20 protein-coding genes are annotated in these 20,139 nt (G+C 60.6%); 18 read left to right on the top strand and 2 right to left on the bottom strand.

Annotation, left to right across the window (positions count from 1 at the left end; genetic code table 11):
- The first annotated feature begins 1 nt into the window (after position 1).
- The 16 genes from flhB (at position 2) to KW849_RS28160 (ending at position 16,643) form a co-directional block, all read left to right on the top strand.
- Positions 2–1,141 (top strand): flagellar biosynthesis protein FlhB, encoded by a 1,140-nt coding sequence (gene flhB / locus KW849_RS28085; protein ID WP_218432709.1) that lies wholly within the window; start codon positions 2–4, stop codon positions 1,139–1,141.
- A gap of 228 nt (positions 1,142–1,369) precedes the next feature.
- Positions 1,370–3,499, top strand: a complete 2,130-nt coding sequence (gene flhA / locus KW849_RS28090; RefSeq protein WP_218432711.1) for a flagellar biosynthesis protein FlhA — start codon at positions 1,370–1,372, stop codon at positions 3,497–3,499.
- A gap of 11 nt (positions 3,500–3,510) precedes the next feature.
- Positions 3,511–4,839, top strand: coding sequence for a flagellar biosynthesis protein FlhF (flhF, locus tag KW849_RS28095; protein WP_218432713.1), 1,329 nt, complete (start codon positions 3,511–3,513; stop codon positions 4,837–4,839).
- 116 nt (positions 4,840–4,955) lie between these two features.
- On the top strand, positions 4,956–5,786 hold the full coding sequence (gene fleN / locus KW849_RS28100) for a flagellar synthesis regulator FleN (protein ID WP_008001746.1): 831 nt from the start codon (positions 4,956–4,958) through the stop codon (positions 5,784–5,786).
- The gene (fliA, locus tag KW849_RS28105) at positions 5,783–6,523 is read left to right on the top strand and encodes an RNA polymerase sigma factor FliA (RefSeq protein WP_218432715.1); all 741 of its coding nucleotides are present in this window, start codon (positions 5,783–5,785) and stop codon (positions 6,521–6,523) included. Before fleN ends, fliA begins: the two co-directional genes overlap by 4 nt.
- A gap of 168 nt (positions 6,524–6,691) precedes the next feature.
- Positions 6,692–7,063 (top strand): chemotaxis response regulator CheY, encoded by a 372-nt coding sequence (locus KW849_RS28110; protein WP_003183998.1) that lies wholly within the window; start codon positions 6,692–6,694, stop codon positions 7,061–7,063.
- Positions 7,064–7,084: 21 nt separating this feature from the next.
- Positions 7,085–7,873 (top strand): protein phosphatase CheZ, encoded by a 789-nt coding sequence (locus tag KW849_RS28115; RefSeq protein ID WP_218432717.1) that lies wholly within the window; start codon positions 7,085–7,087, stop codon positions 7,871–7,873.
- Positions 7,874–7,920: 47 nt separating this feature from the next.
- Entirely contained in the window at positions 7,921–10,179 is a 2,259-nt protein-coding gene (locus tag KW849_RS28120) for a chemotaxis protein CheA (RefSeq protein WP_218432718.1), read from the top strand.
- Between the two features lie 48 nt (positions 10,180–10,227).
- Positions 10,228–11,352 carry a chemotaxis response regulator protein-glutamate methylesterase gene (locus KW849_RS28125; protein ID WP_218432719.1) on the top strand — a complete coding sequence of 375 codons (1,125 nt, stop codon included), beginning with the start codon at positions 10,228–10,230 and terminating at the stop codon, positions 11,350–11,352.
- Positions 11,352–12,092 carry a flagellar motor protein gene (locus KW849_RS28130; RefSeq protein WP_085716992.1) on the top strand — a complete coding sequence of 247 codons (741 nt, stop codon included), beginning with the start codon at positions 11,352–11,354 and terminating at the stop codon, positions 12,090–12,092. Before KW849_RS28125 ends, KW849_RS28130 begins: the two co-directional genes overlap by 1 nt.
- Positions 12,093–12,105: 13 nt before the next feature.
- Complete coding sequence (gene motD / locus KW849_RS28135) at positions 12,106–12,996, top strand: flagellar motor protein MotD (RefSeq protein ID WP_108218661.1); 891 nt, start codon at positions 12,106–12,108, stop codon at positions 12,994–12,996.
- A gap of 43 nt (positions 12,997–13,039) precedes the next feature.
- Positions 13,040–13,828: a ParA family protein gene (locus KW849_RS28140; RefSeq protein WP_218432721.1), complete on the top strand. Its 789-nt coding sequence runs from the start codon at positions 13,040–13,042 to the stop codon at positions 13,826–13,828.
- A gap of 123 nt (positions 13,829–13,951) precedes the next feature.
- Entirely contained in the window at positions 13,952–14,893 is a 942-nt protein-coding gene (locus KW849_RS28145; protein ID WP_218432724.1) for a CheW domain-containing protein, read from the top strand.
- Between the two features lie 74 nt (positions 14,894–14,967).
- Positions 14,968–15,453 carry a chemotaxis protein CheW gene (locus tag KW849_RS28150; RefSeq protein ID WP_007980742.1) on the top strand — a complete coding sequence of 162 codons (486 nt, stop codon included), beginning with the start codon at positions 14,968–14,970 and terminating at the stop codon, positions 15,451–15,453.
- A complete protein-coding gene (locus KW849_RS28155) occupies positions 15,454–15,846 on the top strand; it encodes a DUF2802 domain-containing protein (protein ID WP_218432726.1) in 393 nt (130 codons plus the stop codon).
- Positions 15,847–16,121: 275 nt separating this feature from the next.
- Positions 16,122–16,643 carry a hypothetical protein gene (locus tag KW849_RS28160; protein WP_218432735.1) on the top strand — a complete coding sequence of 174 codons (522 nt, stop codon included), beginning with the start codon at positions 16,122–16,124 and terminating at the stop codon, positions 16,641–16,643.
- A 30-nt stretch (positions 16,644–16,673) separates the two neighbouring features.
- On the opposite strand, the gene KW849_RS28165 is transcribed toward KW849_RS28160, so the two are convergent.
- Together KW849_RS28165 and KW849_RS28170 are read right to left on the bottom strand one after the other, a co-directional pair.
- Positions 16,674–17,003: an EscU/YscU/HrcU family type III secretion system export apparatus switch protein gene (locus KW849_RS28165; protein ID WP_218432737.1), complete on the bottom strand. Its 330-nt coding sequence runs from the start codon at positions 17,001–17,003 to the stop codon at positions 16,674–16,676.
- Complete coding sequence (locus KW849_RS28170) at positions 17,000–18,574, bottom strand: flagellar hook-length control protein FliK (protein WP_218432739.1); 1,575 nt, start codon at positions 18,572–18,574, stop codon at positions 17,000–17,002. The genes KW849_RS28165 and KW849_RS28170 overlap by 4 nt, the downstream gene beginning before the upstream one ends.
- A gap of 199 nt (positions 18,575–18,773) precedes the next feature.
- Here KW849_RS28170 and ccmA point away from each other — a divergent pair, with 199 nt between their 5' ends.
- Both ccmA and ccmB read left to right on the top strand, forming a co-directional pair.
- On the top strand, positions 18,774–19,409 hold the full coding sequence (gene ccmA / locus KW849_RS28175) for a cytochrome c biogenesis heme-transporting ATPase CcmA (protein ID WP_108218669.1): 636 nt from the start codon (positions 18,774–18,776) through the stop codon (positions 19,407–19,409).
- The gene (gene ccmB, locus KW849_RS28180; protein WP_007980754.1) at positions 19,406–20,074 is read left to right on the top strand and encodes a heme exporter protein CcmB; all 669 of its coding nucleotides are present in this window, start codon (positions 19,406–19,408) and stop codon (positions 20,072–20,074) included. Before ccmA ends, ccmB begins: the two co-directional genes overlap by 4 nt.
- The last annotated feature ends 65 nt before the right edge of the window (positions 20,075–20,139 follow it).

A 20,139-nucleotide genomic window follows, 5' to 3' on the forward strand; every position in this document is an offset into this window, starting at 1 on the left:
CATGGCCGAGAGCGAAAGCGGTCAGGACAAAACAGAAGACCCCACGGAGAAGCGCAAGCAGGACTCCCGTGAAAAGGGTGAGGTAGCCCGGTCCAAGGAGCTCAACACCCTGGCGATCATGCTGGTCGGTGCCTCGGCGCTGCTGATTTTTGGCGGCGCCATGGCGCAGGACATGATGGAGCTGATGCGCATCAACTTCTCGCTGCCGCGGGAAGTGATCCTTGATCAGCGCTACATGGCCACCTACATGATGCGTTCGGGGCAAATTGCCCTGTGGTCGATCCAGCCGGTGATGATCACCTTGGTGCTGGCCGCCATCATCGGTCCGATCTCCCTGGGTGGCTGGCTGTTCGCGGCGAGTTCCATGGCGCCCAAATTCAGCCGCTTGAACCCCGGTCCAGGCCTCAAGCGCATGTTCTCGACCAAGTCGCTGATCGAACTGCTCAAGGCCCTGGCCAAGTTCGTCATCATTCTGTTCGTGGCGCTGGCGGTGTTGTCATCGGACATCGATGACCTGCTGCGCATCGCCCATGAGCCCTTGGACATGGCGATCATTCACAGCCTGCAAGTGGTGGGCTGGAGCACCTTGTGGATGGCGTGCGGGCTGATTCTGATCGCTGTGGTGGACGTGCCGGTGCAGCTCTGGGAAAGCCACAAGAAACTGCTGATGACCAAGCAGGAGGTGCGCGACGAGCATAAGGACCAGGAGGGGCGGCCGGAGGTCAAGCAGCGGATTCGACAGCTGCAGCGCGAGATGTCCCAGCGGCGGATGATGGCCGCCATTCCCGAGGCCGACGTGGTCATCACCAACCCGACGCACTATGCCGTGGCCCTCAAGTACGACCCGGAAAAAGGCAATGCGCCGGTATTGCTGGCCAAGGGTAGCGACTTCCTGGCCCTGAAGATTCGTGAGATCGCGGCGGCCAACGAGATCCTGCTGCTGGAGTCACCGGCGCTGGCGCGGTCGATCTACTACTCCACCGAGCTTGAGCAGGAAATTCCCGGCGGGCTGTATCTGGCGGTCGCGCAGGTGCTGGCCTACGTCTACCAGATCCGCCAGTACCGGGCGGGCAAGGGTAAACGACCGGATCCGCTCAAGGATGACCTGCCGATTCCGCCGGATTTGCGCCGCGATTCCTGAGTTTCGCGCTGTCGCTGATGGCCCCTTCGCTGGCAAGCCAGCTCCTACAGGTTTGGCGATAACCCTGTAGGAGCTGGCTTGCCAGCGAAGGCGTCAGTCCAGCAATACATATCCCCCTGAAAAAACTCTCTATTTCTCCCTCTGCAAAAGTTGGAAAGCTTCTTGCAGTAGCCGCCCTACGCCCGCTTCAGGCGTCAAAAGATTGCTTTAAAGGAACGGGGAAAACCGGTGGATCGCTCTCAGTTAATCAACAGTGCCCGCAGCAACATTGCCGACCTCAGTCGAGGCAATCTGGGCGTGCCGCTGTTGCTGCTGGTCATGCTGGCGATGATGATGTTGCCGGTGCCGCCGTTCCTGCTCGACGTGTTCTTCACCTTCAACATTGCCCTGTCCATCGTCGTGCTGCTGGTGTGCGTCTACGCCTTGCGGCCGCTGGATTTCGCGGTGTTCCCGACCATTCTGCTGGTGGCGACGCTGTTGCGCCTGGCGTTGAACGTGGCCTCCACGCGTGTGGTGATGCTGCACGGCCAGGACGGTCATGCGGCGGCCGGCAAGGTGATCCAGGCGTTCGGCGAGGTGGTGATCGGCGGTAATTACGTGGTCGGTATCGTGGTCTTCGCGATCTTGATGATCATCAACTTCGTCGTGGTGACCAAGGGTGCGGGGCGCATTTCCGAGGTGAGCGCGCGTTTCACCCTCGATGCGATGCCCGGCAAGCAAATGGCGATCGACGCCGACCTCAATGCCGGCCTGATCGATCAGGCCCAGGCCAAGGCCCGCCGCTCGGAAGTCGCCCAGGAAGCCGAGTTCTACGGCTCGATGGACGGTGCCAGCAAATTCGTCCGGGGGGACGCCATTGCTGGCCTGCTGATTCTGTTCATCAACCTGATTGGTGGCATGGCGGTCGGCATCTTCCAGCACAACATGACCTTTGCCGACGCCGGCAAGGTGTACGCGCTGTTGACCATCGGTGACGGTTTGGTGGCGCAATTGCCATCACTGTTGTTATCGACAGCCGCCGCGATAATGGTGACCCGTGCTTCCGGTTCGGAAGACATGGGCAAGCAAATCAATCGCCAGATGTTCGCCTCGCCCAAGGCGCTGGCGGTGGCCGCAGGCTTGATGGCGGTCATGGGCCTGGTGCCCGGCATGCCGCACTTCTCGTTCCTGAGCATGGCGGCCCTGGCGGCCGGCGGCGCTTACCTGTTCTGGAAAAAGCAGAACGTCGCCAAGGTGCAGGCCCTGCAAGAGGTCAAGCGCCAGCAGGAGTTGCTGCCGTCGCCGGCCCGCGCCCAGGAAACCAAGGAGCTTGGCTGGGATGACGTGACACCCATCGACATGATCGGCCTGGAAGTGGGTTATCGCCTGATTCCGTTGGTGGACCGCAACCAGGGCGGCCAGTTGCTGGCGCGGATCAAGGGTGTGCGCAAGAAGCTGTCCCAGGATCTGGGCTTCCTGATGCCGACCGTGCATATCCGCGACAACCTCGACCTGGCGCCGAGTGCCTATCGCCTGACCCTCATGGGGGTGATCCTGGCTGAAGCGGAGATTTACCCGGATCGCGAGCTGGCGATCAACCCGGGGCAGGTCTACGGCACGCTCAACGGCATTACCGCCAAAGATCCGGCTTTCGGCCTGGAGGCGGTCTGGATTGAAATCAGCCAGCGCGCCCAGGCGCAATCGCTCGGTTATACGGTGGTCGATGCCAGTACCGTAGTGGCTACCCACCTGAACCAGATTCTTTACAAGCATTCCAGTGAACTGATCGGTCACGAAGAAGTGCAGCAGCTCATGCAATTGCTGGCCAAAAGCTCGCCGAAACTGGCCGAGGAACTGGTGCCGGGCGTGGTTTCGCTGTCGCAGCTGCTCAAGGTGCTGCAAGCGCTGTTGGCCGAGCAAGTGCCGGTACGCGACATCCGCAGCATTGCCGAGGCCATCGCCAACAATGCCGCCAAGAGTCAAGATACCGCCGCTCTGGTGGCTGCCGTGCGGGTTGGCGTATCCCGTGCAATCGTGCAAAGCATTGTAGGCACTGAGTCAGAGCTGCCAGTGATCACGCTGGAGCCAAGGTTGGAACAGATATTGCTCAATAGTCTGCAAAAGGCCGGACAAGGCTCGGAAGAAGGCGTTCTGCTGGAGCCAAGCATGGCTGAGAAGCTGCAACGCTCGCTGATCGACGCGGCGCAGCGCCAGGAGATGCAAGGTCAGCCGGTGATTCTGCTGGTGGCCGGTCCGGTTCGCGCAATGCTCTCGCGATTTGGCCGGCTCGCAGTCCCGGGTTTGCACGTGTTGGCTTACCAGGAAATCCCTGACAACAAGCAAGTGACCATCGTTGCGACAGTAGGGCCCAACGGCTGAGGTAGTGGTTTATGCAAGTTAAGCGTTTTTTCGCCGCCGATATGCGTCAGGCCATGAAGCTGGTTCGCGATGAGCTGGGCGCTGATGCCGCCATCATTGGCAACCGTCGGATCGCCGGAGGTGTCGAGCTGACGGCTGCGCTGGATTACAAGTTGTCGGCGCTGGCGCCACGGGTTCCGAACATGGAGCTCGAAGACGAGTTGCGCAAGACGCAGTCGCGGATCGTCAACGCCCAGGCCGAATTGAGCCTGCGTAGCGATGGCGAGAGCGACCAGAGCACCAACCGTCAGTTGTTCGCCGGCTTGCCGTTGACCGCCGCCGAGCCGCTGATCGAGCCGACTTATGCCGAGCCCCGTCGCCCCGCACCAGCCGCTGCGCCAGCGTCCGGTGGCATGGACCCGCGGGCGTTCGACTCGATGCGATTCGAGCTCAACAGCCTGCGCGAACTCATGGAAGTACAACTCGGGTCCCTGGCGTGGAATCAGCTGCAAGGCAGCCATCCGGACCAGGCCAACCTCTGGCGTCGCCTGCAACGCATTGGCCTGTCTGGCCCGCTGTCGCGCGACCTGCTGGCGCTGATCAGCGAGATCGAAGAACCTCGTCAGGCCTGGCGCATGTTGCTGGCGCACCTGGCGCGCATGATCGCGACCCCCGAAGTCGAGCCGCTGGAGGAGGGCGGTGTGATCGCCATGGTCGGCCCTGCCGGCATGGGCAAGACCACCACCCTGGCCAAACTGGCGGCCCGTTACGTGCTCAAGTACGGCGCGCAGAACATTGCGCTGGTGAGCATGGACAGCTTCCGCATCGGTGCCCAGGAGCAGCTCAAGACCCTGGGGCGCATTCTCAACGTGTCGGTGACTCACGTCGACCCGGGCCAGTCCCTGGTGCAGGCGCTGGAACCCTTGCTGCGAAAGCGCGTGGTGTTGATCGATACCGCAGGCCTGCAGGCCAGCGACCCGGCCCTGCGCATGCAGCTCGAAAGTCTGGCCAGTCGTGGCATTCGCTCAAAAAATTATCTGGTCCTGGCAACCACCAGCCAGAAACAGGTTCTAACCGCCGCTTATCACAGTTACAAGCGTTGTGGGCTCGCTGGCTGCATCCTGACTAAACTGGATGAGACGGCTAGTCTGGGCGAGGTGTTGAGCCTGGCCATCAGTCATGAGTTACCCGTGGCCTACCTGACCGATGGCCCGCGGATTCCGGATGATCTCCATCTGCCGCGTCGTCATCAGTTGGTCAGTCGCGCCGTCAGCGTGCAAATGCAGGAAGAACCCAGCGAAGAAGCCATGGCTGACATGTTCGCTGATATTTACCACAGCCAAACCAAGCAGGTTGGCTAAGGTAGTAATGAACAGTTTTTGTACCTACATCGATGGTCTGCCATGCATTGTTCCGATTGTGAACGCGCAGCCAGTAATGTGGCCTCCGTCTATGCAAGACAAGGTAAAGAAATAACATGGGCAGCATGCATCCCGTACAGGTGATCGCGGTGACCGGCGGCAAAGGTGGCGTCGGGAAAACTAACGTGTCAGTGAACTTGTCCCTGGCTTTGGCTGAGCTTGGCCGGCGCGTCATGCTGTTGGACGCCGACCTGGGACTGGCGAACGTTGACGTTCTGCTGGGCCTGACACCCAAACGTACCCTGGCCGACGTGATCGAGGGCCGCTGCGAACTGCGCGATGTACTGCTGCAGGGACCAGGCGGCATCCGTATCGTTCCGGCCGCATCCGGCACTCAGAGCATGGTGCATCTGAGCCCCGCGCAACACGCCGGCCTGATCCAGGCCTTCAGTGATATCGGCGACAACCTCGACGTATTGGTGATCGACACCGCGGCGGGCATTGGTGACTCGGTCGTCAGTTTCGTTCGCGCAGCCCAGGAAGTGCTGCTGGTGGTGTGCGACGAACCGACCTCGATTACCGATGCCTACGCCTTGATCAAGTTGCTCAATCGCGACTACGGCATGAACCGCTTCCGCGTCCTGGCCAACATGGCCCAGAGCCCGCAGGAAGGACGCAACCTGTTCGCCAAGTTGACCAAGGTCACGGATCGCTTCCTCGACGTCGCCCTGCAATACGTCGGCGCGGTGCCCTACGACGAAAGCGTGCGCAAGGCCGTGCAGAAACAGCGTGCCGTCTACGAGGCCTTCCCGCGTTCCAAGTGCTCGCTGGCGTTCAAGGCCATCGCGCAGAAGGTCGATACCTGGCCACTGCCTGCCAACCCCCGTGGGCACCTGGAATTTTTCGTCGAGCGCCTCGTGCAGCAGACAGCAGGACCGGTTCTATGACAGCAAGCGGTTACTACCTCTACAAAAAATCGGCGCGTGATGCGCAGTACGAGCTGATCGAGCGTTACGCGCCGCTGGTTAAACGCATTGCCTACCACTTGCTGGCGCGCCTGCCGGCCAGCGTCCAGGTCGAAGACCTGATCCAGGCCGGGATGATCGGCCTGCTTGAAGTGTCGACCAAATATGACGCCAGCAAAGGCGCCAGTTTCGAGACGTACGCGGGCATTCGAATCCGCGGCGCCATGCTCGATGAAGTGCGCAAGGGGGACTGGGCGCCACGTTCGGTTCACCGCAATACGCGCATGGTCAGCGACGCCATTCGCTCGATTGAAGCGAAAACCGGCCGTGATGCTAAAGATCACGAAGTTGCGGCCGAACTCCAATTGAGTCTCGATGATTACTACGGAATTTTGAACGACACCCTGGGCAGCCGGTTATTCAGTTTCGACGATCTGTTGCAGGACGGCGAACACGAAGGGCTGCACGAGGATGGCGCGAGTGCTCATATCGAGCCGTCACGCGATCTGGAAGATGAACGCTTCCAGGCTGCGCTGGCGGAGGCGATTGCCAATTTGCCGGAGCGTGAGCGACTGGTGTTGGCGCTGTACTACGACGAAGAGTTGAACCTCAAGGAAATCGGTGAGGTCCTGGGGGTCAGCGAATCTCGGGTCAGCCAGTTACACAGCCAGTGCGCAGCCCGTTTGCGGGGGCGTTTGGGGGAGTGGCGAGCGCGCTGAAGGCAGTGTGGGGGACACTGTGAACGAGGCCGGTGTGGTATTGAACTGCGCCGGTTTCGATCTGTTGTGCTCCAGACAGTCATTGAGTGCTTTGCCGGATTGATTGAAATGGCGCGCCCAGGTGCTGGGCGCGTTTAAGACTGCTTGGAGGTCGAATTGGACAAGAACATGAAAATCCTCATCGTTGATGACTTCTCAACGATGCGGCGGATCATCAAGAACCTGCTGCGTGACCTTGGGTTCACCAACACCGTCGAGGCCGACGATGGCACTACCGCCATTCCGGTGCTCAACAGCGGAAGCATCGACTTTCTGGTAACGGACTGGAACATGCCTGGCATGACCGGTATCGATCTGCTGCGCCACGTGCGTGCCGATGAAAAGCTCAAGCACCTGCCGGTGCTGATGGTGACCGCTGAAGCCAAGCGTGAGCAGATCATCGAAGCGGCCCAGGCCGGCGTTAACGGCTATGTGGTCAAACCCTTCACGGCCCAGGCGTTGAAAGAAAAAATCGAGAAGATTTTCGAACGCATCGGTTGATGAGTGCGCCACGGGGGAGCTATGGGCAATAACGAAACTTCATTGGGCGACTTTGAGTCGACCCTGAAAAAACACGCCGTCGAATTGGTCGAGAGCCTTGAAAAAGGCAAGTTCGGCGACGCGGTGCAATTGATCCATGAGCTCAACCAGACCCGTGACCGCGGCCTGTATCAGGAAGTGGGCAAGCTCACTCGCGAACTGCATAGCGCGATCGTCAATTTCCAGATTGACCCGCACATGCCGCAAGCCGAAGAAGTGTCTCAGATCACCGACGCCACCGAGCGTCTGGGCTATGTGGTCAAGCTGACCGAGGCCGCGGCCAACCGCACCATGGACCTGGTGGAAAATGCCACGCCGCTGGTCAATGGCCTGGCGGATGAAGCCCAGGCCTTGAGCGCGGACTGGGGGCGCTTCATGCGTCGCGAAGTCGGCGCCGAAGAGTTTCGTGAACTGGCCCGGCGGGTCGAGGGCTTCCTCGCGCGCAGCTACACGGACAATCGCGCGGTGTCGGGCAACCTCAACGACATCCTGCTCGCCCAGGATTACCAGGACCTCACGGGGCAAGTGATCAAGCGAGTGACCCAGTTGGTCACCGAAGTCGAAAGCAACCTGCTCAAGCTCGTGCTGATGGCCAGTCAGGTGGACCGCTTTGCGGGCATCGAACATGACCGTGAGGCGATGCTTGCTGAAAAAGATCCGCAAAAACATCTCTCTCAGGGTGAAGGTCCGCAGATTCATGCCGATAAAAGAGAAGACGTTGTGTCCGGTCAGGACGATGTGGACGATTTGCTATCCAGCCTGGGATTTTAGAGTTTCAGGTTTTTTAGGTTTTTAGACCTGTAGGAGCACCCCCCTTAATGAGCTTCGGCGCCGATGAAGAGATCCTTCAGGATTTCCTGGTTGAGGCCGGCGAGATTCTAGAGCAACTGTCCGAGCAACTGGTCGAGCTGGAAAGCCGTCCGGATGATGCGGATCTGCTCAATGCAATTTTTCGCGGTTTTCACACTGTAAAAGGGGGCGCCGGCTTCCTCCAGCTCAACGAGCTGGTGGAGTGCTGCCACATCGCCGAGAACGTGTTCGACATCCTGCGCAAGGGTGAACGTCGCGTCGACCCGGAACTGATGGATGTGGTTCTCGAAGCGCTGGACGCGGTGAACAGCATGTTCAGCGAGGTCCGCGATCGCGGCCCGATCACGGCCGCTACACCGGAACTGCTCGCGGCGCTGGCCCGTCTGGCCGAGCCGCAATCGGCTGACGAGGTGGCTGCTGCACCTGTCGCCGCCGTGGTCGAAGCGCTTGTGGCTGAAAGCGAATCGGGCGATATCACCGACAATGAATTCGAACAACTGCTGGACTCGCTGAACGCCGTCAAGGCTCAGGCCGAGGCGCCGGCGGCGATGTCTGTGCCGGTCAGCGGTGCGGCCGCCAGCGACGAAATCACCGATGCCGAGTTCGAGTCGTTGCTCGATCAACTGCACGGCAAGGGCCAGTTCGCCGTTGACGCGGTGGTCCCGACGCCGGCTGCGCCAGAGGCCCCGAAAGCGGCAGGCGACAGCTCCGATATTACTGACGACGAATTCGAAGCACTGCTCGACCAACTGCACGGCAAGGGTAACTTTGCTGTCGATGCGCTCGAATCGGCCATTGCTTCTGTGCCGACTCCTGTCGCGCCAGCCGCTGCGGCGGCCGGCAGCGATCTGATCAGCGATCACGAATTCGAATCGCTGCTCGACGAGTTGCACGGCAAGGGCAAGTTCAGCGAAGTCGGCAAAGCGACAGTTGCCAGCGGATCGAACGCGTCCGTTGCCGCGCCGGCCGCGAAGGCGGCGGCGCCGAAACCGGTGGCCAAGGCACCCGAGCCAAAAGCCGAAACGCCGACTGCTGCCGCTGCACCTGCAGTCGCCCGTACTCCGGCCGCGCCACCGGCGGAAAAACCGGCCAGCGAAGCCGAGACCACCGTGCGCGTCGATACCGCGCGTCTCGACGAGATCATGAACATGGTCGGCGAGTTGGTGCTGGTGCGTAACCGCCTGGTCCGTCTGGGTCTCAACAGCGGCGACGAAGCCATGTCCAAGGCTGTGTCGAACCTCGACGTGGTCACGGCCGACCTGCAAACCGCGGTCATGAAGACCCGGATGCAACCGATCAAGAAAGTCTTCGGACGTTTCCCGCGCCTGGTTCGCGACCTGGCTCGCCAGCTCAAGAAAGAGATCAACCTGGAACTGGTCGGCGAAGAAACCGACCTCGACAAGAACCTCGTCGAAGCCCTGGCCGACCCGTTGGTCCACTTGGTGCGCAACGCAGTCGACCACGGCATCGAATCGCCGGAAGAACGCGAAGCCTCGGGCAAGGCCCGGGGCGGCAAGGTCATCTTGGCGGCCGAGCAGGAAGGCGATCACATCCTGCTGTCGATCTCCGATGACGGCAAAGGCATGGACCCGAACGTCCTGCGTTCCATCGCGGTCAAGCGCGGTGTGATGGACAAGGATGCGGCGGACCGCCTGAGCGACACCGAGTGCTACAACCTGATCTTCGCCCCGGGTTTCTCGACCAAGACCGAGATCTCCGACGTATCGGGTCGCGGTGTGGGCATGGACGTGGTGAAAACCAAGATTTCCCAGCTCAACGGCTCGATCAACATCTATTCGGCCAAGGGACAGGGTTCGAAGATCGTCATCAAGGTGCCGCTGACCCTGGCGATCATGCCGACGCTGATGGTCATGCTCGGCAACCAGGCGTTTGCGTTCCCGCTGGTGAACGTCAACGAGATCTTCCACCTCGACCTGTCGACCACCAACGTCGTGGACGGCCAGGAAGTGGTGATCGTGCGGGACAAGGCACTGCCATTGTTCTATCTCAAACGCTGGCTGGTCAGCTCCGCCGCTCACGAAGAGCAGCGCGAGGGCCATGTGGTGATCCTTTCGGTGGGCACGCAGCGGATCGGCTTTGTCGTCGATCAACTGGTGGGCCAGGAAGAAGTGGTCATCAAGCCATTGGGCAAAATGCTCCAGGGAACGCCGGGCATGTCCGGCGCCACCATCACCGGTGACGGCCGCATCGCGCTGATTCTCGATGTTCCGAGCATGCTCAAGCGTTACGCCACACGGCGTATTTGATTCTGGTGGAGCGAGGCGCCTGGCCTCGCTCCATCTAATGGAGTGTTTATGGCAGTCAAAGTCCTGGTGGTGGACGATTCGGGGTTTTTCCGCCGCCGCGTCTCGGAAATTCTTTCAGCGGATTCGAATATCCAGGTCGTCGGCACGGCGACCAACGGCAAAGAGGCGATCGATCAGGCGCTGGCCCTCAAGCCCGACGTGATCACCATGGACTACGAGATGCCGATGATGGACGGCATCACTGCCGTACGGCACATCATGCAACGCTGCCCGACCCCGGTCCTGATGTTCTCCTCGCTGACCCACGAAGGCGCCCGCGTCACCCTCGATGCGCTGGATGCCGGCGCGGTGGACTTCCTGCCGAAAAACTTCGAAGACATCTCGCGCAACCCCGAGAAGGTCAAGCAACTGCTGTGCGAAAAGATCCTGAGCATCTCGCGCAGCAATCGTCGCGTCAGCACTTACAGCGCTCCGGCCCCTGTGGCCGCACCCGCTCCAACACCTGCGTCTTCGAGCGTCGGCAGTTACGGCAGCAGCGCGCCCGTGCGTCCGGCACCAATTCCGGTGCGTACGCATGCGGCCACTGCGTCGTCGCCCGCGCCGAAACGCAAAGCCTACAAACTGGTGGCCATCGGTACGTCCACCGGCGGCCCGGTTGCCCTGCAGCGGGTGTTGACCCAGCTGCCGGCCAGCTTCCCGGCACCGATCGTGCTGGTTCAACACATGCCGGCCGCCTTCACCAAGGCTTTCGCCGAGCGCCTGGACAAGCTCTGCCGCATCAGCGTCAAGGAAGCCGAGGATGGCGACATCCTGCGTCCGGGCCTGGCGTTGCTGGCGCCGGGTGGCAAGCAGATGATGGTCGACGGCCGCGGCGCGGTGAAAATCCTCCCGGGTGACGAGCGTCTGAATTACAAGCCGTGCGTGGACATCACCTTCGGTTCGGCAGCCAAGTCCTATGGCGACAAAGTTCTGGCGGTCGTCCTCACCGGCATGGGCGCCGATGGTCGAGAAGGTGCGCGTATGCTCAAGCAGGGCGGCAGTTCGATCTGGGCACAGGACGAAGCCAGTTGCGTGATCTACGGCATGCCGATGGCCATCGTCAAAGCCGAGCTCGCCGACGCGGTGTACAGCCTCGATGACATTGGCAAGCACTTGGTCGAGGCCTGTATCTGATGGATGTTCTAAGCCTGATCGGCATCATCATGGCCTTCGTCGCCATCATCGGCGGCAACTATCTCGAAGGTGGTCATCTCGGCGCCCTGGCCAACGGTCCGGCAGCGTTGATCGTGCTCGGCGGCACCATTGGCGCCGCGCTGTTGCAATCGCCGATGAGTGCCTTCAAGCGTGCGATGCAGATCCTCGCCTGGATCCTGTTCCCGCCTCGCGTTGACCTGGCCGGTGGCATCGATCGCGTGGTGAACTGGAGCCTGACCGCCCGCAAGGAAGGCCTGCTGGGCCTTGAAGGCATCGCCGACGCAGAACCCGACAACTACGCGCGCAAAGGCCTGCAACTGCTGGTCGACGGCGCCGAGCCGGAAGCGATCCGCAGCATTCTGGAAGTGGATTTCTACACCCAGGAAAGCCGCGATGTCGAAGCGGCCAAGGTCTTCGAAAGCATGGGCGGTTACGCGCCGACCATCGGCATCATCGGTGCGGTGATGGGCCTGATTCACGTCATGGGCAACCTGGGTGATCCGTCGCAACTGGGTAACGGCATCGCCGTGGCCTTCGTCGCCACCATCTACGGCGTGGCCAGTGCCAACCTGGTGCTGTTGCCGATTGCCGCGAAACTCAAATCCATCGCGTTGCGTCAGTCGCGTTATCGCGAAATGCTGCTGGAAGGGCTGCTGTCGATCGCGGAAGGTGAAAACCCTCGTTCCATTGAGTTGAAGCTTCAGGGCTTCATGGATTAAGGGAAAAAAACTCATGGCCCGTCGTCGCCAGCAAGAAGAGCATGTAAACCACGAACGCTGGCTGGTTTCCTATGCCGACTTCATCACTTTGCTGTTTGCCTTTTTCGTGGTGATGTACTCGATCTCGTCGATCAACGAAGGCAAGTACAAGGTCATTTCCGAAGCGCTGATCGGCGTCTTCACCGATTCCGATCGTTCGCTCAAGCCGATCCCCATCGGTGACGAGCGGCCGAAGACCGTGACCCCGGCCAAGCCGCTGGTCAAGGACAGTGACCAGGTCGATGCCGGTGTCGCTGGCGCCAGCGATCCGCTCAAAAGCATCGCCGATGACATCAGCGCGGCATTCGGTGACCTGATCAGCTCCAACCAGATGACTGTGCGCGGCAACGAGCTGTGGGTCGAGATCGAGCTCAATTCCAGCCTGTTGTTCGGCAGCGGCGACGCCATGCCCAGCGACATCGCGTTCAACATCATCGACAAGGTCGCGGCGATCCTGAAACCGTTCGACAACCCGATTCATGTCGAAGGTTTCACCGACGACCAACCGATCCGCACCGCGCAGTACCCGACCAACTGGGAACTGTCCTCGGCCCGCTCGGCCAGCATCGTGCGCATGCTGGCGATGCAGGGGGTGAACCCCGGTCGCCTGGCGTCGGTGGGCTACGGCGAGTTTCAGCCGGTGGCCAACAATGCCACGGCTGAAGGCCGCGCACGCAACCGTCGCGTGGTGCTGGTGGTGTCGCGCAACCTCGATGTGCGTCGCAGCCTGACCGGCACCGGAACCGCCCATGCGCAACCGGATGCAGCATTGAAGCGTGCTGGCACACAAACTGCACCGACCCCGGTCAAGTCGCCGGTACGAGAGAGCGCCGTCAATTCTCCGTCGCCCGCATTAATACGTTGAGCTATTTCTCGGTCGATCCGTTCGGCCGGGAGGAACAATCCGAATGAGAGTCTGGGCAGTCGCCAATCAAAAGGGTGGTGTCGGTAAAACCACTTCCTCCATCGCTTTAGCCGGTTTACTGGCGGAGGCGGGCAAGCGCGTGGTCGTGGTCGATCTCGACCCCCACGGCTCGATGACCAGCTATTTCGGCTACGATCCCGACAGCCTGGAACACAGCAACTACGACCTGTTCCTGCACAAGGGCAGCGTGCCCCAAGGCCTGCCGGGTCAACTGCTGCTGTCGACCAGTGACGAACGCATCTCCCTGTTGCCGTCCAGCACCGCGCTGGCCACCCTTGAGCGCCAGTCGCCGGGGCAGAGCGGTCTAGGCCTGGTGATTGCCAAGAGCCTGGCGCAACTGTGGCAGGACTTCGATTACGCCGTGATCGACAGCCCGCCATTGCTCGGTGTGCTGATGGTCAACGCCTTGGCGGCGAGCCAGCAACTGGTGATCCCGGTGCAGACCGAACACCTGGCGGTCAAAGGCCTGGAGCGCATGGTCAACACCCTGGCGATGATCAACCGCTCGCGCAAACAGGCGTTGCCGTTCAGCATCGTGCCGACGCTGTTTGACCGCCGCACCCAGGCGTCCCTCGGAACCTTACGCGTGCTGCGCGACAAATTCCCCGACGAAATCTGGCAAGGCTACATCCCGGTGGACACGCGCCTGCGCGATGCCAGTCGCGCCGGCCTGACGCCTTCGCAATTCGACGGCAAGAGCCGTGGCGTTCTCGCTTACCGCGCATTGCTCAAGCATCTGCTGGCGGCACAACTCGTTCCGCAGGTGGCTTGAGATGAATTCAATCCCTGTAGGAGCTGCCGCAGGCTGCGATCTTTTGATCTTGCTTTGTGGCGTCCTTGAAAAGATCAAGAGCAAAAGATCGCAGCCTGTGGCAGCTCCTACGATGGTGTGCGCATGAATCGGCCGGTGAAGGTCACGTCGCGCCCGCAACTGGCGCTGCAGTCGTATCTGGACAACTTGCTGCAGGACGCAACCGAAGAATTGCCACCGGAAATTGAAGCGCTGCCCGAGGTGGTCGAGGTTGCAGCTGCGCTGGATGAGTTCCAGGCGGCCGTGCTTGAAGAGCAGGCTCGTGATGCGCAAAAACCAGCATTGGCTGCTGCCCCCGTCGTTGTGCCAGTGGCAAAAGCACCAGTGGCCGTGATCGAAGCGCCGGCACCGGTCCTGGCGCCGGTATCGACCATTGCGCCGTTGCTGCAAACACTGGTGGCGTCTGTCGCCGAAGTGCCGCCAGCACCAGAGCCTGTGGCGGTCGAGGTGCAGCGGATTCTGGTGGCGCCGGTGGTCGAAGTGCATCTGCCACCCGCGAACACGCCGCCACCGGTACAAACCGACGGTCGTCCGTCCTGGGCTGCCGAACCCTTCGAATGCCTGCTGTTCGATGTCGCCGGGTTGACCCTGGCGGTGCCGTTGGTGTGCCTGGGTTCGATTTACTCCCTGGCCGGTCACGAGTTGACGCCGCTGTTCGGCCAGCCGGAATGGTTCCTGGGCATCCTGCCGAGTCAGGTGGGCAACCTGAAAGTGCTGGATACCGCGCGTTGGGTCATGCCCGACCGTTATCGCGACGATTTCAAGCAGGGTCTGCAATACGTGATTTCGGTGCAAGGCTACGAGTGGGGGTTGGCGGTGCATCAGGTCAGCCGCTCGTTGCGCCTGGACCCGAATGAAATCAAATGGCGAAGTCACCGAGGCCAGCGGCCATGGCTGGCCGGCACGGTGATTGAACACATGTGTGCCTTGCTCGACGTTTCCGCGCTGGCCGAGTTGATCGCCAGCGGCGGGGCAAAGCACATGTCTGGCAACAAGCCGAACCACACACCGACACACGTTAAATAAACAACAGGCGACGCCACTCGATGGCGTTGCACGGAACACACACCGCCAGGGCGGTTTCTTGAGGGGATCAGGGTATGAATGACAAGGCGACGGCGGCAAAGGGTTCCGAAGATCCGATCCTGCAATGGGTCACCTTCAAGCTGGACAACGAGACCTACGGCATCAACGTGATGCGCGTCCAGGAAGTCCTGCGCTACACCGAAATCGCTCCGGTCCCGGGTGCCCCGAGTTACGTGCTGGGCATCATCAACCTGCGCGGCAACGTCGTCACCGTGATCGACACCCGCCAGCGCTTCGGCCTGATGAATGCCGAGATCAGCGACAACACCCGTATCGTCATCATCGAAGCCGACAAGCAGGTGGTCGGGATCATGGTCGACAGCGTGGCCGAAGTGGTTTACCTGCGTCAGTCGGAAATCGAAACCGCGCCGAACGTGGGTAACGAAGAGTCCGCCAAGTTCATTCAAGGCGTGTGCAACAAGAACAACGAATTGCTCATCCTGGTCGAGCTCGACAAGATGATGAGCGAAGAAGAATGGTCGGAACTGGAGAGTATCTGATTGATTCTCGAGGTTGCGGTCATTGTCCTGTTCCTGTTCTGGGCAGGCACGCTGGCAATGTTCCTGGCGTACATTCGCGCTCAAAAGCAGATCGCCGCGCAACAGGCCAAGGGTGATGCGCTGCGCGATCAGCGCATCAAGGACCTGGCCAAGCGTGTCGACGATTACCAGAACGGTAATGTGTGCATGGGGGAAGACTTGCATGAACTGCGGGCGATCGTTGCGCCCTTGCCGGACAAACTCGCCCAGCTGGAACAACGCGATCCCTCAAGCCTGTCGTTTGCTCAGGCAGCGCGGTTAGTCGGCATGGGCGCCAGCGTCAACGAACTGACCCAGTCCTGCGGCTTGACCCAGGCTGAGGCGGAGTTGATGAGTAAGTTGCACAAGAACTGACAGCCTGTAGGAGCGAGCCTGCTCGCGATGGTCGTTAACGATGACACGAGCTTCCTGGAGAAACGCGGCGCTCATACCTCCATCGCGAGCCTGCTCGCGATGGCGTCTTCGAATGCGCAGCTATCATCCGACGCATTACTCTCTATCCTCAGACGGGTACTACGCCGTCGTGGCCTCCTGCCAATAGCTTTTTCAGATACCGCTATCTTGTGATCGCAACCCGCCATCAGTAGGTTGAGCATCTTGTTCAAACCTATCCACTGCCAGGAAGGCTTATGATCGACATTGTGCGCGGTACACCGCTGTGGGTTTATGCGGTTTTTCTGATCCTGACTTATTACGGTGTCATTGCCTGCTTCAAGATTCACGTGTCGAAAAGGTCATTGCAAATCACGCCGGTGATATTCGTGACCCTGTCCCTGGCTTCGCTGAATATCTCCCAAGGTGTAGTCATTCCACTCTCGGCCTATGTAATCGGGTTATTGGCGGGATGGTTGCTGGCACTGCGCTTTTTTCCGTACAGCAATGTGCAGTGCGAGGGGGAACATCTGGTTCTGCCTGGCACGATCAAGGTGCTGATTGTGTATTGGGGCTTTTTTGCCTGGCGTTATTACCTTGGCTATCAGGCAGCGATGTATCCGGAAATGGCCAATGAATTGCCGATGACGGCATGGTCGGCACTGGGGGCTGGCCTTATCAATGGTTTGATTGTCGGTCGCAGTCTCAAGCTTTTGCGCATTTTCAGGTCTGATGACGTGACGCCGGCAGAGTTGATGAGTAAGTTGCACAAGAACTGAATAGATCAAAAGATCGCAGCCAACACAGATTCAATAATCATCCCCGCGTTCGGTGACATCCTTTTCCACCCTCGGAGCATCCGGATTCTGCCCCTCGGGAAACTTGCCCTTCAGATTCCACGCGAACGCAATAATTTCGGCAATCGTGCGGTACAACTCCTGAGGAATGCAGTCCCCCAGCTCCATCCGCGCCAGCAATCTCACCAGTTCGGCATTTTCGTAGATCGGTACTTCGCAGTCGCGGGCAATGCGCAGAATTTCTTCGGCCAGCTCTTCGTCGCCCTTGGCGGTGAGGGTGGGGGCGTGGGTGCCGTCGTATTTGAGGGCGATGGCCTGGCGTGGGGCATTGGGGTTTTTCATGCGGTTTCGTCGACCCAGCGTTGTTCGAGGCGGGTTTGCGGGCCTTGGGGCGGGGTGCCGAGGTGGCAGTCCAGGTCGCCGACGTTCAGGCCGGCGGACAGCAAGCGGTCACGCAACCCGCTCAGATTGCTTTCGATCAGGCTGGCGGTGTAGGGCCGCTCGGCCCATAGCTGGCTGGAGAGGCTGCCATTGATCAGTTGCGCCTGGATTTGCAGCGGCCCCAAAGGCTCCATGGCGAAGGCCAGTTCCACACGCCACAGCTGTTGCTTGGGTTCGCGTTCTTCGCGACGTTCCTTCGGCTGTTCTTTTTCGGGTGAGTCTTCACGCTGGAACTTGACCTGCAAGGGCACGATGTCCTGCAAATTGCGCATCGGGATTTCCAGCTGCCAGGTGCTCATCAGCCGTCCGTCGGCGGTTACGCCGGTTTGTTCCAGACTCGACAGCTGATGGCTTTGCAGGCGTGAAACCGCGGCGGCGGCCAGGCGCAGCAGGTGTTCGAGGTCGTTTTCAGCATCGACGCTTTGCAACAGGCGTTCGGGCAGCGGGAAACCGCTCGGCGAGGGTTTGGCACTGACCTGACCGAGCATGCCCAGGGCATTGCGGACAAAATTCGGCATGGCCTGGGCCAGGGTATTGGCGGCGATGATCGCGCCGAGGCTGGTGTTGGCCGGCAAGCCCTGACTCAATTGCGCAACCAGTTTGAGCAGGTCGCCTTTCATGTCCGGTGCGAGCGTCGGGTTTTGCCCGGTCAGCAGTTTGCTTTCGAGAAACACGCCACTGCTGGCCAGGGCCTGGGCCAGGCCCTTGGGGGTACTCAGTTGCTGAACATCCGGCAAGCCGGCGAGCAGTCTGCTCGCGGCGCTACGCAATTCAACGGATGTCTGGTCCGAGGGCGGCAGGTTTTGCAAGAGCTTGAGCAAGCCATCCAGCGAACCCTGGCGGCTTTGCTGGTCGACCAGTTGCCGGGTCACGGCCAGTTGTTCCTGACGGCTGCTCAGTGGCACGAACTTCAATGTCTGGCTGTCGTGCACCTGTGCACTCAACAAGGTGCCGATGCGCAAGGGCTGCGGGCTGTCGATGCTCAGGGTGCTGCCGCTCAGTGCAGTATTGAGCAGGCTCACCATCGAGCGAAACACCATGGGCTGGCCGGGCACCAGGGGCAGCACTTGCGAGGTCAGCACTTTGCCCTGCAGCAGGGTGCCAATGGGCAGTTGCGCGGTGTCGAGGCGGGTGAGGGTGGCGACGCTGGAGGCGATGGCCTGTTGCACCGTCACGGCCAGACTGCCAGCCGAGGGTTGGGTGACGACCAGCGTGGTGCCCTGGGCCAGCGGTTGATTGCTGGTGGTCTGGACCGTGGTCTGGCGGCCGCTGTCGAGGGTGACCTTGAGCAGCATCTGGAAAGTCTGATCCGCCTGCTTGAGCGACAAGACTTCGGCCTGGGCGGTTTGACCGACGCTGATCAGCCCCTCCACCGGCGTCAGCAACTTGAGCAATTCACCGCTGACCACCGGCGGGCGTGATGTCACCGGGACGGTTTGCGGTAGCGGGAGGATGTTCATTTCGCCTGTCATACGCGGTCACAACCTGAGGAAAATCCACTCTTTAGAGTAAGGCCTGGCATGTATAATGCCGCGCCGTTGTATCCAAAAATGGCGAAAACTTTGCAATTGTTTGACGCAGCTCTCTAGAACAAGACGTCATTGCATCTATGCTGCATCTCTTTAACGGCCGCGCCAGTGCCGACTTGAACCGTATAAGGCCCGTGAACCCTTGACCAGTCCTGTTCTGCAAACCGTTGCCCTTGCCTGTGAGCGAGACCTTCGGCTGCTCTTCGAAAATCTCGATTTGAGACTGGCCAGTGGCGAAATGGTACAAATCAGCGGCCCCAACGGCAGTGGCAAGACCAGCCTGCTACGCCTGCTCTCGGGGCTGATGCAGCCGACTGCCGGTCAAGTGCTGCTCAACGGCCAGCCGCTGAACGAGCAACGCTTTGAGCTGGCGCGCAACTTGCTGTGGATCGGCCACGCGGCCGGGATCAAGGATTTGCTGACGCCGGAAGAGAATCTGAGCTGGCTGTGTGCCTTGCATCATCCGGCGACCCATGAGGCGATCTGGCAGGCGCTGGCCGCAGTCGGGCTGCGGGGATTCGAGGATGTGCCTTGCCACACCCTGTCAGCCGGTCAACAGCGCCGTGTCGCCCTGGCGCGCCTGTATCTGGACAGCCCGCCGCTGTGGATCCTCGATGAACCCTTTACCGCCCTCGACAAGCAGGGCGTGGCACAGCTTGAATCTCATCTGGCCGGCCACTGCGAACGCGGCGGGATGGTGGTGTTGACCACTCATCACACGCTGAGCCGGATGCCGGCCGGTTATCGCGACATCGATCTGGGGAGCTGGGCCGTATGAGTGTTTTCGGCCTGCTGGTCGCCCGCGAGGCTCGTCTGCTGTTCCGCCGTCCGGCGGAGCTGGCCAATCCACTGGTGTTCTTTGCCATCGTCGTTTCCCTGTTCCCGCTGGCGGTCGGTCCTGAGTCTCAATTGTTGCAAACCTTGTCTCCGGGGCTGGTCTGGGTCGCAGCGCTTTTATCGGTCTTGCTCTCGCTGGACGGGCTTTTCCGCAGTGATTTCGAAGATGGATCGCTCGAGCAGTGGGTCCTTTCGCCGCACCCCCTGGCTCTTCTGGTTTTGGCCAAGGTGCTGGCACACTGGGCTTTTTCCGGCCTGGCACTGGTTTTGCTCGCACCCTTGCTGGCGTTGATGCTCGGTTTGCCTGCCGCCTGTCTGCCAGTGTTGCTGCTTTCGTTGTTGCTCGGTACACCGGTACTGAGCCTGCTCGGTGCGGTGGGTGCAGCGCTGACGGTGGGCTTGAAGCGCGGTGGCCTGTTACTGGCACTGCTGATTCTGCCGCTGTACATCCCGGTATTGATCCTTGGCAGTGGCGCCTTGCAGGCTGCCTTGCAGGGGATGCCGGCGACCGGTTATCTGTTGTGGCTTGGCAGCCTGACCGCCCTGGCGATAACCCTGACACCCTTTGCAATAGCCGCTGGCCTGAAGATCAGCGTCGGCGAATAATGAGGTCTGGTTAAATTTTGACCACTCTTTTAAAAAAAAAGCAGGCCCTGGCTCTTCATAGTAAA

It is taken from the genome of Pseudomonas sp. PDM26 (assembly GCF_019219185.1).
In the GTDB taxonomy this organism is placed as follows: domain Bacteria; phylum Pseudomonadota; class Gammaproteobacteria; order Pseudomonadales; family Pseudomonadaceae; genus Aquipseudomonas.

What these genes read in the sequence shown, in the direction of transcription:
- flhB (WP_218432709.1), top strand. Translation starts at nt 2, where the DNA reads ATGGCCGAGAGCGAAAGCGGTCAGGACAAAACAGAAGACCCCACGGAG.
- flhF (WP_218432713.1), top strand. Translation starts at nt 3,511, where the DNA reads ATGCAAGTTAAGCGTTTTTTCGCCGCCGATATGCGTCAGGCCATGAAG.
- fleN (WP_008001746.1), top strand. Translation starts at nt 4,956, where the DNA reads ATGGGCAGCATGCATCCCGTACAGGTGATCGCGGTGACCGGCGGCAAA.
- fliA (WP_218432715.1), top strand. Translation starts at nt 5,783, where the DNA reads ATGACAGCAAGCGGTTACTACCTCTACAAAAAATCGGCGCGTGATGCG.
- KW849_RS28110 (WP_003183998.1), top strand. Translation starts at nt 6,692, where the DNA reads ATGAAAATCCTCATCGTTGATGACTTCTCAACGATGCGGCGGATCATC.
- KW849_RS28115 (WP_218432717.1), top strand. Translation starts at nt 7,085, where the DNA reads ATGGGCAATAACGAAACTTCATTGGGCGACTTTGAGTCGACCCTGAAA.
- KW849_RS28120 (WP_218432718.1), top strand. Translation starts at nt 7,921, where the DNA reads ATGAGCTTCGGCGCCGATGAAGAGATCCTTCAGGATTTCCTGGTTGAG.
- KW849_RS28125 (WP_218432719.1), top strand. Translation starts at nt 10,228, where the DNA reads ATGGCAGTCAAAGTCCTGGTGGTGGACGATTCGGGGTTTTTCCGCCGC.
- KW849_RS28130 (WP_085716992.1), top strand. Translation starts at nt 11,352, where the DNA reads ATGGATGTTCTAAGCCTGATCGGCATCATCATGGCCTTCGTCGCCATC.
- motD (WP_108218661.1), top strand. Translation starts at nt 12,106, where the DNA reads ATGGCCCGTCGTCGCCAGCAAGAAGAGCATGTAAACCACGAACGCTGG.
- KW849_RS28140 (WP_218432721.1), top strand. Translation starts at nt 13,040, where the DNA reads ATGAGAGTCTGGGCAGTCGCCAATCAAAAGGGTGGTGTCGGTAAAACC.
- KW849_RS28145 (WP_218432724.1), top strand. Translation starts at nt 13,952, where the DNA reads ATGAATCGGCCGGTGAAGGTCACGTCGCGCCCGCAACTGGCGCTGCAG.
- KW849_RS28150 (WP_007980742.1), top strand. Translation starts at nt 14,968, where the DNA reads ATGAATGACAAGGCGACGGCGGCAAAGGGTTCCGAAGATCCGATCCTG.
- KW849_RS28160 (WP_218432735.1), top strand. Translation starts at nt 16,122, where the DNA reads ATGATCGACATTGTGCGCGGTACACCGCTGTGGGTTTATGCGGTTTTT.
- KW849_RS28165 (WP_218432737.1), bottom strand. Translation starts at nt 17,003, where the DNA reads ATGAAAAACCCCAATGCCCCACGCCAGGCCATCGCCCTCAAATACGAC.
- KW849_RS28170 (WP_218432739.1), bottom strand. Translation starts at nt 18,574, where the DNA reads ATGACAGGCGAAATGAACATCCTCCCGCTACCGCAAACCGTCCCGGTG.
- ccmB (WP_007980754.1), top strand. Translation starts at nt 19,406, where the DNA reads ATGAGTGTTTTCGGCCTGCTGGTCGCCCGCGAGGCTCGTCTGCTGTTC.